Consider the following 12,939-nt stretch of genomic DNA (forward strand, 5'->3'; position numbering starts at 1 on the left):
CACGGACGGATGCGCGAACGCCCCACTCGATCGCGGGGGCCACCGGGGATCCGCCCTCTCCACCGTGCTGCACCCGGCGTCCGGCCGCTCGCCGTCAGGGGGTGCCCTGCATCCGCCGGGGTAAAGACTGCGGAAGACCGGACCGGGGCAGCCGAGAGCGGGCACCGGACCCGCCGGCCCACCTCACCGCCGTACGAAGGGAGGACGCCGTGCCGGAAGCGGACGTGGCCATCGTGGGCGCGGGCGCGGCCGGGCTGTCGCTGGCCCACCGGCTCGCCGGGAGCGTTCCCGGCCTGCGGACACCGTCCGTCGTCCTGGTGGACGCGCCGCCCGGCCCGCTGCGGCCGCCGCCGCGTACCTGGTGCTTCTGGGCGGCGGGACCGGGGCGGTTCGACGCGGTGGTGCGGGCTCAGTGGCAGCGGCTGAGAGTGCGCCCGCGCACCGGCGCCCCGGTCGAGGGGGACATCACCCCCCTGAGGTACCGCATGATCCGTTCGGACGACTTCGAGCGCATGGTCCTCCGGGACCTGGCCCGCAGCCCCAACGTCCGGCGCCTCGAAGCGACCGTCGAAGCCGTCGAGGACGTGCCCGGCGGGGCGCACGTCCACCTGAGGGATCCCGACGGCCGGGTGCGGGTGCTGAGTGCCCGCTGGGTGCTCGACTCCCGTCCCCTCGGCAGCCTCCCGGCCGCGCGTACCGTCCTGCTGCAGCACTTCCACGGCTGGTTCGTGCGTACGGCCCGCCCCGCGTTCGACCCGGCCGCGGCAGAGCTGATGGACTTCCGTACCCCGCAGCCCGCCCACGGCCTGTCCTTCGGCTACGTCCTGCCGACCGGCCCGTGCGAGGCGCTCGTCGAGTACACCGAGTTCTCCCCCCACCCGCTCACGTGGGACCGGTACGAGGCCGCCGTACGGCACTACGCCGACGAGGTGCTGCGGCTCGGCGACCGGCAGGTCCTGGCCCGGGAGACCGGTGTCATCCCGATGACCGACGCGCCGGTCCCGCGGCAGACCGGGGCCTCGGTCTTCCGCATCGGCGCCGCCGGCGGAGCGACCCGCCCCGCCACCGGCTACACCTTCGCCGGCCTGCAGCGCCAGACCAGGGCCGTCGCCGACGCCCTGCGCCGTGGTCGGCGCCCGGTGCCGCCCGCCGCGCACCGGGCACGTTCGCGTGCCATGGACGCCGTTCTGCTCCGCGCCCTGGACAGCGGCCGGGCCGACGGTCCGGAGCTCTTCGGCCGCCTGTTCGCCCGTGTGCCCATGGCGCGGCTGCTGCGCTTCCTTGACGGGAGCACCCGCCTGCACGAGGACCTGGGCATCGGCCTGCGCACGCCCGTCGGGCCCATGCTGCGCTCCGCGCTGGAGCTGCCCCGCCTGCCCCGCCGCCCCTTCGACCTGCCCCCGCCCCCGCAACCGCCGGCCCATCGAGCCGCCCCGCACCTCCCGACGGAGACCGCATGACGCTGCTGCGCGACGAGCACCTCGCCGCCGCCTTCGACCACGCCTCCCGCACCTACGACACGCTCGTGGCCGCGAACCCCGGCTACCACGCCCACCTCCGCCGTTCGGTGCGCCGGCTCCGCCTGCCCGGGCGGGGGCAGGGGCTGCGCCTGCTCGACCTCGGCTGCGGGACCGGCGCCTCCACCGCCGCCCTGCGCTCCGTCCTGCCCGCCGCCTGCATCACGGCCGTGGACGCCTCGGCCGGCATGCTGCGGCGGGCCGCCGCCAAGCCGTGGGCGGACGGGGTGACCTTCGTGCACGCCCCCGCCGAGCGGCTGACCGAGGCCGGGGTGCGTGGCCCCTTCGACGCGGTGTTCGCCGCCTATCTCCTGCGCAACGTCACCGACCCCGACGCCGTCCTCGCCACCGTGCGCGGGCTGCTGCGGCCGGGTGGCCGGCTCGGGGTGCACGAGTACACCCTCAGCGGGCGCCGTGCCGACCGCGCGGTCTGGGCGCTGGTGAGCCGCGGTGTCGTACAGCCCGTGGCGACCCTGCTCGGGGACGGGCCGCTGTACCGGCACCTGTGGCGCAGCGTCGTCGAGTTCGACACGGCCGCGGGATTCACGCGGCGGCTCGCCGCGGCCGGTTTCGACCACGTACGCGCCGTACCGCTGCCGGGCTGGCAGACGGGCATCACCCACACCTTCGTCGCCCGCCGGCCGCACGACCCCGGGGAGGACGCGTGAGGGCCCCCCGGCAGGGCGGTGCGCGCCGGGGACGCGACCGCCGGGCCCGGATCCTGCCCGCCCGGCCCGCCGCCCCCCGGGTACGCGGGACCCCGCCGTCGGTGGCGGTGATCGGCGCGGGCATCGCCGGCCTGGCCGCCGCCACCGCGCTCGCCGAGCGCGGGGTGGCCGTCACCGTGTACGAGAGACAGCCGTACCTCGGCGGACGGGTGGGCGGATGGCCGACCGAACTCGGCGACGGCACCACGGTGACCATGAGCCGGGGCTTCCACGCGTTCTTCCGTCAGTACTACAACCTGCGTGGACTGCTGCGCCGGACCGACCCCGGCCTCGAACGGCTCGCCGCCCTCCCGGACTACCCGCTGCTCCACGCCGGCGGCCTGCGCGACAGCTTCCGGCACGTCCCGCGCACCCCGCCGCTCAGCGCGCTCGGCTTCGTCGCCCTCAGTCCCTCCTTCCGGCTCGCGGACCTGCGCGCGATGGACCCGCTGGCGGCCCTGCCGCTGCTCGACGTGCGGGTGCCGGAGGTGTACGACCGTATGGACGGCACCAGCGCCGACGCCTTCCTGGACGCCGTCCGCTTCCCCGACAGCGCCCGTCACCTGGCCTTCGAGGTGTTCTCCCGGAGCTTCTTCGCCGACCCGCGTGAGCTGTCGGCGGCCGAGATGGCGCTGATGTTCCACATCTACTTCCTCGGTTCCGCCGAAGGCCTGCTGTTCGACGTGCCCCGCTCCCCCTTCCCGGCCCTGTGGGACCCGCTCGCCGGCTACCTGGCCCGGCACGGCGCGCAGGTGCGCACCGGCACGGCCGTCGAGCACGTCGCGCCCGTTCCGGACGGCGGTCTCCTGGTCGCCTCCGACCGGGAGGAGCGAAGGTACGACGGGGTCGTCCTGGCCCTGGACTGCGCGGGCCTGCGCTCACTGGTCGAGCGCTGCGGGCAGCTGGGCGACGCGGCCTGGCGCGAGCGGATCGGACGGCTGCGCACCGCCCCGCCCTTCCTGGTGAGCCGCCTGTGGCTGGACCGGCCCGTCGCGCCGGACCGCCCCGGCTTCCTGGGTACCAGCGGCTTCGGCACCCTGGACAACATCAGCGTGCTGGAACGCTACGAGGACGAGGCGGCCCGCTGGAGCGCGCGCACCGGCGGCTCCGTGGTCGAGCTGCACGCCTACGCCGTACCGCCCGGATCGGTCCGGGAGGCCGAACAGGAGCGTCTCGTCGCCCGGCTGCACCGCGTCTACCCGGAGACCCGCGCGGCCACGGTCGTCGACGCCCGCCACGAGTGGCACGCGGACTGTCCGCTGTTCCCGGCGGGCGGGTACGGCGACCGCCCCACCGTCCGCACCCCGGACCCGCGCCTGGTCGTGGCCGGCGACCTGGTCCGCACCGGTCTCCCCGTGGCGCTGATGGAGCGGGCGGCGACGAGCGGTTTCCTCGCGGCCAACGCCCTGCTGGAGCGGTGGGGGGTGCGGGGGCAGACGCTGTGGACGGTGCCGGACCGCGGGCGGAGCGCGGTCCTGCGGACGCTGGCCTCCCGGTTCGCCAGTAGAGTGAGGTGAGGAGGCTAGGGAGGGGTAGTGAGAGCGCCGCGCACTCTGACGAGCCTGGACGAGGTCGACGCCGGTGATCACGTCTGCCAGGTCCTGGACCACGCGGACGACGTCGTCGACCGCAGTCTGGCCTTCGTCGCGGACGGAGCGCTGCACGGCGACAAGGTGGTGATCGTCGGTCCGATGCTCCAGACGGAGAGCGGGTTCCCGCGGGTCGTGCTCGACCCCGCCCGGTTGCGGGGTTCCCTACTGGCCGCGGTGCGCCGGGAGGCGGCCACCGCCGACCGGCAGGGCTTCCGTTCGCTCCGTGTGCTGCATCACGTCGGCCCCGGCTGCTGCCCCGAGCAGGCCGACGAGCTGCTGCGGAGCGAACTCGACCTCGACGAGTTCGCCGCCGACACCGGGGCCCTGGTGGTATGCGCCTACCACGGCCTCGACTGGGATCTTCCCGCCCTCCAGCAGATCGGATGTGTGCATCCCCACTGGCTGGGCAGCCGTCCGGTATCTCCCGCTTTCCGAGTGTTCCGGGCAGGAAGGGAGAGCTGGGCGGTGGACGGAATCGTCGACAGCGAGGGCGCGGCCGCCTTCGGCGCCGTTCTGTGCGCGCTCCTGGCGCAGACGGCGACGGTACGCCTGATCTGCCACACCCTGGAGTTCTTCGACGTGTCCGGGATGAGTGCCCTGGCCGACGCCGTCACGCTCCTCCCGGATCGCAAGGTCGTCCTGGAGGGTGCCAACGAGACCGTGCGGCTCTCCTGGGAACTGTCCGGCTTCGCGAGCCCCGACATCCCGGTGGTGATGACGCCGTGACCTCCTCCGCGCCCACCTCCGCCGGGTACCGGCACGAGCTGTACCCGTACTCCGGCAAGGACGAGTTCGTCGAGGGCACCGTGCGTTTCATCCGGGACGCACTCGACGGTGACGAGGCCGTCGTCGTGGCCGTGCCGTCGGACAAGGCGTCCCTGCTGCGCGCCGAGATCCGCCAGGACGACGCCGTGCGCTACGTCGACACGAGCCGGGTGGCGCACCACCCGGGCCGGCTGATCGCCGCCTGGCAGGACTGGATCCAGGAGTACGCCTCGGAAGGGCGGCCGGTCCGCGGCATCGGCGAATCGCCCTGGGACACGGTCCGCAGCCGGGCCGAGGCCCAGGAACTGCGCTACCATGAGTGGCTCCTCAACAAGGCGTTCGCCCAGGGTCCGGCCTGGTGGCTGCTGTGCCCCTACGACACCGCCCAGGAGGGGGCCGCTCTCGCGCAGATGGCCGACTGCCACCCCGAGCTGCGCGAGAACGGCCGGACGGTGCCGTGCGAGACGTACGACCCGCGGGCGCCGTTCGCGTTCACGCCTCTCACCGCCCCCTGTGACCCGTACGACGAGTTCACCTACACCAAGGGCGACCTGTCCGCCGTGCGCGAGAAGATCGCCGCCTGCGCCGAGCAGCACGGCCTGACGGGCCGGCGGCTGCGCGAGCTGCACCTCGCCGCCACCGAGGTGGCCACCAACAGCATCCGCCACGGCGGCGGGCAGGGCGTGCTGCGGACGTGGAGCGAGGACCGCCGGCTCGTGTCCGAGTTCCGTGACGCCGGTTACATCGAGGACCCCCTGGCCGGGCGGCGGAGGCCGGGCCCCCGGCAGACGGGCGGACGCGGCCTGTGGCTGGTCCATCAGCTGTGCGACCTCGTGGAGATCAGGTCCACACCGCACGAGGGCACCACGATACGGCTGCACACCGCGCTGCCCGAGTGATCCGCCGGTGCGGCCCGGCTCCGACGGCGTCCCGGCACCCCCGGCGCGTGGCCGGCGGGGTGGTGGGTAGGCGTAGGACAGCACCCAGACGGGGCTGAACGAGACAAACGGTCAAGATGGGAGCACCTCACCCCATGCTCACCGTGCGAATGCAGGGCGAGAACACGACAGTCGCACAACTGCCGGCGGAGATCGACTACGACACCGCCCCGGTCGCCGCTGCCCAGTGCGAGGACCTGATCCGGCGGGGGTGCACCACCCTGGTACTGGACGCGTCGCGGCTCGAGTACCTCGACTCGTCGGGCGTCAGCATGCTCATCACGCTGTGGCGCACCCTCGAGGACCGCGCCGGCAGCCTGCGTCTCGCCGCTCTCAACGACCACTACCGGCACGTGTGGGACATCCTCGGTCTGCACGCCGTGCTCCCCGTCTTCCCCACGGCGGACGCCGCCCTCAAGGCGCCCGCCGCGCCGGCCGCGCCCGGCCGCATGGACGCCCGCGAGGACGCGGGCTCGGTCTGAACCCCGGGACGCGGCGGGCCGGGGCGTGAACCGATCGGCCAACCGCCGCTGTGCCGGTGGCGATCGCCGGGACGGTCAGACCGGTGGCCGCGCGGAGCGGGACGCGGAGAGACCGTGGCCTGACAGCGGCGGCACGTGCTCGCGACGCAGGCCGAGACCCGGTCACGGCCCCACATGGACATGGGCTGCCCACAAGGACGGCGTATCGATGTATCTGTCGCGTGCCGTGCGCATCGTGTGGTGCAGCGCGGTGGCGACCCCGTCGTCTTCGATTGTGTCCGTAGGTTCGAGCAGACTGGCGTAGAAGCGGCCGGAGACTCGGGCGGCGAACCTGTCGTTCACTTCCCAGAGAGTGCCGATCACGTGGCGGAACCCGGCGAGTTGGAACGCGGAGGTGAGGTGAATCGCCTCATCCACGAGGCGGAGGTCAGCCGTGAGCGCGGTGCGGCATGCCGACAGATAGGCCAGCCGAGCACGGACACTGACCGAGGCGAGATCGGCGACGGACATCGGTGCCTCCCGGTCGCCGTGGAGCAGTAGGCCACTGCGGGAAGGGTCCGCGGCATCGCTGACGGCGTGGCAGGCGAAATGTGCGAAGGTGCAGTCGGCCAGGTGGGAGAGGACATTGGCCGTGGTGGCTGACGCATCGTGTGTCTGCTCCGCGCTGGTGTCCGGATCGTCCGTGAGGACGACGTGCTCGGGCAGTCGCCTCTTGATGCTCTCGACCTCGCCGCGTACGTGGGGCAGCGGGCGAGCCCCGGGTGTGTTCGACACGGCCACGATCAGCGCCTTGCCGGCAGGAGCCGTGGGCGGAGTCGCTCGTCGCACGTGGCTCAGGGCACGGATCGTCGGAGTGTAGGAAGAGATGACACGGTCCATGACGGTGTCCCCGGTCCTTTGCCGGTGGCGTCCGGCAGCGTGGATCGGCAGTAGGCCGAGAGGACCTGCGAGAACCCACCACATGCGCGGCAAGGCCCCTCCCTCCGACGGTGGCCCGCAGATCTCCAGCCGTTCGAGGACAGGTTCGGCAGCCGCTTCCCACAGCCATTCCAGCACGTCGTGCAGCGCTCCCTGCGCACGGTCGTGTTCCTCTTGTCCAAGGCTGGGGTCGTGGACGTCGGCGAGCGACTTGTGGAACTGGAAGAGTCTTTCGCTGACGTTTTCCACAGTGAGCGAGGGCAGCTCGATGCTCGTGATTCCTTGCGGCCGCACAAGAATGGCGTCGTTGCCGTGCGAACTGACGTTGAGCACCGCGATGGGGCCGTGATACGCCTCCTGCACGAGCTGTTCCGTCCCGGGTGGAAGATGGAAGGTGTGGAAGTCATCGAGCCCCCGGATCTCGTCGACGGTCTCGGCGAACCGAGCGGAGAGCTCGTGTCTGTCGAGGAGCACGTGCGGTGTGTCGGTCGCCGGCCGCGTGCCGCCGAGAAGCGCCCCGAAAGCGTGCAGCTGGTCACGCAACTCCGCATAGCGGGCCGCGAGGGCGGGATGCCGCTGGCGCAGGTCGGTCAGGTCGCTGCGGGTGTCAAGGGCCTGGCTGAGCAGCACTGTTCTGCCTTGCTCCAGCAGTCCCAGTGCGCGTGCGGCACCGGCTTGGCCATGGGCGGCCAGGGTGAGGGCGGCGGCATCGCCGGCCAGTCCCGAAAGGCTTCTCAGGGCGTGCTGCTGGTCGACACGAGTGAGTCTGCGCGGGACGGTGTCAGGAAGCAGACGCACGGCGGTCTCCAGGAGCTCGGCGGCGTAGCGCGTGTCGCCCCGCTCCCGCGCCAGTTTCGCAGCCGAACCCGCTGCGCTGATCCTCCAAGCCGGCGCGCCGACGGTGTTCGATGCGGCGGCGGCGTAAGCCTCTGTCGCCGAGTCCACGTCGGTGGCGTCCGCGCGCGCTTGGGCGCGAATCTGAAGAGCCCGCCCCAGGTTGTACTGGTGGACGACCCTGTAGGGATCGGTTCCGGATCCGGCCTGCACGGCCGCCCGGGCCGTTTCGACTGCCTCGTCGAGGTTTCCGGACTTCCCGCCGGAGCCCTCGTGCTGGAGGCGGAGGGCGTCGCTGAGGTTGGAGAGACACACTACGTGGAGCGGGTGCCCGGGAGGCGCCGCCCGAAGGGCTTGGCGGCAGATGTCGACCAGCTCCCCCAGGTGGGACGGTCGGCCGGTGGATGTGTCCGCCCGGTAGCCGAGAGCGGCTGCCAGGGCGGAGAGGTACAGGGCCCGGTTGGGATGATCGTGGGGGGTGAGACGCACGGCCCGCCGGCCTGCGTCGATCGATTCGTCCAGGTCCGCCGGCTCACCGAAGCGCTCGAAACGTCTCCTCAGAAGACCGCTCAAGTTGGCCCAGTACACACCTGGTTCCGGCTCGGCCGCGTTCGGCGGCGCAGCACGTCGGATGGCCTCACGCAGGTGTCCGATCGCTTCGTGCAGGTCGCCCTGGGCGCCGGTGCGGACGAACCGGTCACCGAGCGCTGCCCCCAGATTGGAGAAGGCGGCAGCGCCACCGGGATCTTCACGGGGGGACAGGCTCGCCGCCTCACGCAGCAGGGGGACGGCCTCGTCGAGGAGTTCCTGACGACCGGTGATCCCGAACTGGTTCCGCAGGGATGCACCCAGATTCGACAGGACAGCCGCCCGGAGGAGGGTGTCCTCGGGGGCAGCAGCCTCCAGGGCAGCACGGCTCGCCGCGACGGCCTCGTGGAGGTACCCGGGTTCCCCGGTGCGTTCGAAGCGTTCCCGCAGGAGCATGCCGAGGTTGCCCAGCAACCTGGCCCGCGCTGGATCCTCATCGTCGTGGTGTGGAAGGTGCACTGCCCGTGCATGCGCCTCGATGGCCTCGTCGAGGTGCTCGGTCGTCCCCGTCCGGCGGTACTGTTCCAGTAGGGAATCCGCCAGGTGTGCCAGGTACATCGCCCGGCCCGGGTCGTCACCACGCGCGGTCCGTACGGCTTGGCGGAAAAGGGTGACCGCCTCGGCCAGTACGTCCCGGTCGTCCGTGTATTGGTGCCGTGCCTGCAGTGCCTCGCCCAGGGCGTGCAGGTATCCCGCCCGGGCCGGATCCTCGGAGGAGACCAGCTGTACGGCTTCCCGGGCAACGTCGATCGCCACCTCGAGATCGGGCTTCGCTCGCTCCTTCTTGAATCGCAGCAGTAAAGCCTCGCTCAGCTTGGCCAAGCTGAAGGCCCGGGATGCGGCAACCATGGGGGGCGTGGCCTCCACGATACGGCCCCACAGGCCCGGGACGACGGCACACAGCTCGGGGCCCGCGTCTTCTCGCATGTCCTGGAGCATGGCCAGCGCGACGGGGACGGCGGCACGGGCGAGCAGGGGCAGCAGGAGCTCGGGCAACGGTATGCCACCCGCCACGAAGCACGGCGCGAGAACCCCTACCGCCGCCTCGATCTCCTCGTGGTTCGGGCGGCCCTCCCACTGCAATGCGCCCGATCTGTACCAGTACAGGAAACCGAGCGTGGTCCTGGGTTCACCCACCTCGTCGTCCCGCAACACTGCCGCGAGTCGGCGGGCATCGGCCAACGCCTCCGGCTCCAGTACCGCCGCCAGGTCGCTCTCCGTCTCGAACCGGCGCACACGCGCGGCAACGGCCGCAGCGGGCTCCTCCCACATGCTTCCCCCTCCGCACACTCAGCGAAAAAGCCAACACCTTGGTAGACGCAGTCGATCCCGCCCGACTTCGGTCGCCACAAATCAATTCCGGTCGCGTGGGTGCAGGTGGCGGTGCATGATGAAGCTTCCACAACCGAACGCAGGCACGGCCGCAGCCAGCGTCAGCACGACCGGCGAGGCCCTGCCGGTGACCGCGTACACGAGCACGGTGACGGTCAGCCAGCCCACGGCGGCGCCGACCAGGCCTGCGAACACAGCGCCGACCCGCCTCCGTCCACGGCCCTGTACAGCAGTTCGCGACGGGACGACGAGCCACAGCACCATGCTGCCCAACAGGAGGGCGGCCGCGCCGAGCAGTGCGATGAGGGCGGGAATCACGGGACGGGGCAGGAAAGGAATCCGGTATTCGAAGGTCTGGGCGGCGGCCAGGACCATCAGCACGGCACCGAGCAGGGCCGTCTGCATCAGATTCGTCTCGCTCTGCCGCCGCTGGAGGGCGTCGGCCCGTTCCTGCACGATCTCCCGGCGCCGCTGTACGGCCTGCTCCGCCTCGGCCGCCACAGCCGCCAGCGCGTCTCGTGCGCGTTCCCGGTCCGCTTCCAGGTAGACCAGTTCGTCGGCGAGATGCTGGATGAATCGGCTGGCCAGAGCGATGTCCTCCGCGAACACGCCGGCCCCGTCGGCGGACACCCCGGCATCGTCCCTCAAGACACGCATGTTCGCCTCGGCGATCTGTGCGGTGGCGCGCATCTCCCTCAAGCGGGTGATCCGCTGGGTGAGCCCGGCGGAGCCGGCGGTCAGCGCCAGCAGCCGGTTGCGCCACAAGGCCAGTTCGTCGCCGCGTGCGTCCGGCTGCGCCTCGTCGAACGTCGTGGACCTGTCCAGAACCGCCAGCGCGGCGTCCACGATCGCCCCCACGCCGGAACCCGGATGACTGTCGTGGGTCGCTCGCACCCTGATCTCATAGCGGAGCTTGGCCGCGTTGGCGAGATACCGGACGAACGCCGGCGGCACGCTGCCCCCCTGGCTCCAGAGCCAGCGCTCGACTTCCTGCGGCTCGCTGCCACGGTCGACGGCAACGGCGACGAACCGGCGCAGCTGCCGGCTCTCGGAGGTGTCACCCGCCTCCCACACGGTGACCGGTGGGCGGACCACGTCGGCACCGGGCCCCAGCGGCAGCGGATCGACAGAAGACAGCCCCGACCGGATCGACTCCTCCATCAGCCGGGTGTTCACCGGGGACCCGTCAGCCGCGGCACGGTAGGCGACGAGAAGCCGGGCTTCGCCGACGGCCCACTCTCCCGTCGTACCGACGACCTGCGCCCATCGGCGGTCCCATTCCGCCCACGACGCCTCGGCACCCGCAGCGGGCGAGAGTGCCACGGACAGGCACAACAAGTCCTGATGCCGTCGCAGGATCGCCTGCGAGAGGCCGTCGCGGCTGCGCCGCGCCGCCAGCCCCGCAGCCGCGGGCAGACCCCCCAGCTCTTCGGGAAGCACGTCGGGGAGCCCGGTCGCCGCTACAGGATGCGTCATACCGAGATCCGTCCCGAACGCCTCCCACGCCTCGCGCAGCCGCCGGTACGACTCAGCGGCACGCCGTCCGGTCGTGGCGGTGAACAGATGGACGACCAAGGACTGGTCAGTGAGGGCCGTCACCGGTCGGCTCGCCCTCCGCGCGATCACCGTCCCGAGCTTCGCCGCGCAACGCGTGTACCAGCCGGTTGGCTCGTTCCAGCACGTCGCACGGTGCGGGCTCCCCCTCTTCGCCGAGCGGCGTCCGGATCCTGGCGGGCATAGCGAGCTCCAGCTGTCCCGTAGCGGCGTTCAAGCCCTCCGCGTTCCCCGACACGACCGCGCTCTCCATCCGGTCGAGCGCACGCCTCACCCGTTCCCACCCCGCCGACGTCAGTACCAGACCGGTGATCCCGGAAACCGCCTCCACGGCTTCGTCCCGGTCCTCCGCAGTGCTCGCCTCGACCGCATCTCGTTCCGGCAACTCCATAAGTACAGATGCTAGTTGAACGGTAGGCGGGACGTACGACTGCGCCCGTCGGTGGCTTCCTGCACGCGGCCTGACGAGCGCCCCACTGGCCCGTCGTCGGCCACTCGAACCCACTTCACTCCGTATGACAGCAGACCTCGCCCTACGATCCGCGTCATCCCTGGCCCACCGGCTGACAGCGACCCTCCACTGACAGCCCATCACCTGATGCGGCGAAGGGTCAGCATGAGTTCTGCCGCACGTGGTTACAGATGACTGCAGGCGCAGTGAGTCAAGTCCCACGACCGATGCGCTGACCTGCTGAAGCCCAGGTCGGCAGCGGACCTGACCGAGTGAAGGGCGAGCCGTGTTCTACTACCTGCTCAAGTACGTGTTCCTGGGGCCGCCGCTCAGACTGCTCTTTCGTCCCCGGATCGAGGGCCTGGAGCACGTGCCCGCGTCGGGGCCGGCCATCGTCGCCGGGAACCACCTGTCCTTCTCCGACCACTTCCTGATGCCCGCGATCCTCAGACGGCGCATCACTTTTCTCGCCAAGGCGGAGTACTTCACGGGGCCGGGGGTGAAGGGCCGGCTCACCGCGTTCTTCTTCCGCAGCGCCGGTCAGATCCCGGTGGACCGCTCGGGCAAGGAGGCGGGGCAGGCCGCCATCCGGGAGGGGCTCGGGGTGCTGCGCAGGGGGGAGCTGCTGGGCATCTACCCGGAGGGCACGCGTTCGCACGACGGCAGGCTGTACAAGGGCAAGGTCGGGGTCGCCGTCATGGCCCTCACGGCGGGGGTGCCGGTGGTGCCCTGCGCGATGATCGGCACGTTCGAGGCCCAGCCGCCCGGCAAGGTCGTCCCCCGGATCCGCCCGGTGACCATCCGCTTCGGCGAGCCCCTGGACTTCTCCCGCCATGCCGGCATGGAGAACGAGAAGGCCGTGCTGCGGGCGGTCACCGACGAGATCGTCCACGCGATCCTGAAGCTGTCCGGGCAGGAGTACGTCGACGAGTACGCGGCGGTCGTCAAGGAACGGCACGCGGCGGAACAGCGGGCGCGGGAGCGGAGGTTCCCGCGGGCGCCGTTCGCCTGATCCCCGCCGTCGGCGGAGGGCGGTGCCGCCGTCGGCCGGGTACCGGGGATCGCCGCACGGCGACAGGAATGGTGATCGGGGCGCGGCGCGACCGGGACCGGCGCACGGTCTTCCCCTCTTCGGCCAGGTCCGCCCGCTCGCCCGGGTGTGCCCGGACCTGTCCGGCCACGCGGCGGAGGACGCCCGGGGCGCGGCCCGGCGGGCGCACGGAAGGGGCGGCCGGGTAAGTCCGGCCGCCCCTGGTCACCG

The 12,939-nt window shown here is 72.0% G+C and carries 10 protein-coding genes; 7 read left to right on the forward strand and 3 right to left on the reverse strand.

Annotated features, from left to right (window positions below; translation table 11 throughout):
• Positions 1-209: 209 nt before the first annotated feature.
• From ACZ4VF_RS15760 to ACZ4VF_RS15785, 6 genes are all read left to right on the forward strand, one after another.
• Positions 210-1,460: a lycopene cyclase family protein gene (locus tag ACZ4VF_RS15760; protein ID WP_467926364.1), complete on the forward strand. Its 1,251-nt coding sequence runs from the start codon at positions 210-212 to the stop codon at positions 1,458-1,460.
• On the forward strand, positions 1,457-2,185 hold the full coding sequence (locus tag ACZ4VF_RS15765) for a class I SAM-dependent methyltransferase (RefSeq protein ID WP_467926365.1): 729 nt from the start codon (positions 1,457-1,459) through the stop codon (positions 2,183-2,185). The genes ACZ4VF_RS15760 and ACZ4VF_RS15765 overlap by 4 nt, the downstream gene beginning before the upstream one ends.
• Positions 2,182-3,741 (forward strand): FAD-dependent oxidoreductase, encoded by a 1,560-nt coding sequence (locus ACZ4VF_RS15770; RefSeq protein WP_467926366.1) that lies wholly within the window; start codon positions 2,182-2,184, stop codon positions 3,739-3,741. Before ACZ4VF_RS15765 ends, ACZ4VF_RS15770 begins: the two co-directional genes overlap by 4 nt.
• Before the next feature lie 18 nt (positions 3,742-3,759).
• Positions 3,760-4,542 (forward strand): MEDS domain-containing protein, encoded by a 783-nt coding sequence (locus ACZ4VF_RS15775; RefSeq protein ID WP_467926368.1) that lies wholly within the window; start codon positions 3,760-3,762, stop codon positions 4,540-4,542.
• Positions 4,539-5,480: an anti-sigma factor RsbA family regulatory protein gene (locus tag ACZ4VF_RS15780; RefSeq protein ID WP_467926369.1), complete on the forward strand. Its 942-nt coding sequence runs from the start codon at positions 4,539-4,541 to the stop codon at positions 5,478-5,480. Before ACZ4VF_RS15775 ends, ACZ4VF_RS15780 begins: the two co-directional genes overlap by 4 nt.
• 134 nt (positions 5,481-5,614) lie before the next feature.
• Entirely contained in the window at positions 5,615-6,001 is a 387-nt protein-coding gene (locus ACZ4VF_RS15785) for an STAS domain-containing protein (RefSeq protein WP_467926370.1), read from the forward strand.
• Between the two features lie 162 nt (positions 6,002-6,163).
• On the opposite strand, the gene ACZ4VF_RS15790 is transcribed toward ACZ4VF_RS15785, so the two are convergent.
• From ACZ4VF_RS15790 to ACZ4VF_RS15800, 3 genes are all read right to left on the reverse strand, one after another.
• Positions 6,164-9,613 carry a CHAT domain-containing tetratricopeptide repeat protein gene (locus tag ACZ4VF_RS15790; protein WP_467926372.1) on the reverse strand — a complete coding sequence of 1,150 codons (3,450 nt, stop codon included), beginning with the start codon at positions 9,611-9,613 and terminating at the stop codon, positions 6,164-6,166.
• Between the two features lie 81 nt (positions 9,614-9,694).
• Positions 9,695-11,248: a CATRA conflict system CASPASE/TPR repeat-associated protein gene (locus tag ACZ4VF_RS15795; RefSeq protein WP_467926373.1), complete on the reverse strand. Its 1,554-nt coding sequence runs from the start codon at positions 11,246-11,248 to the stop codon at positions 9,695-9,697.
• 7 nt (positions 11,249-11,255) lie between these two features.
• Positions 11,256-11,618, reverse strand: coding sequence for a CATRA system-associated protein (locus ACZ4VF_RS15800; RefSeq protein WP_467926374.1), 363 nt, complete (start codon positions 11,616-11,618; stop codon positions 11,256-11,258).
• A gap of 346 nt (positions 11,619-11,964) precedes the next feature.
• Here ACZ4VF_RS15800 and ACZ4VF_RS15805 point away from each other — a divergent pair, with 346 nt between their 5' ends.
• Positions 11,965-12,690: a lysophospholipid acyltransferase family protein gene (locus ACZ4VF_RS15805; RefSeq protein ID WP_467926376.1), complete on the forward strand. Its 726-nt coding sequence runs from the start codon at positions 11,965-11,967 to the stop codon at positions 12,688-12,690.
• Positions 12,691-12,939: the final 249 nt, after the last annotated feature.

It is taken from the genome of Streptomyces sp. NPDC029151 (assembly GCF_055564315.1).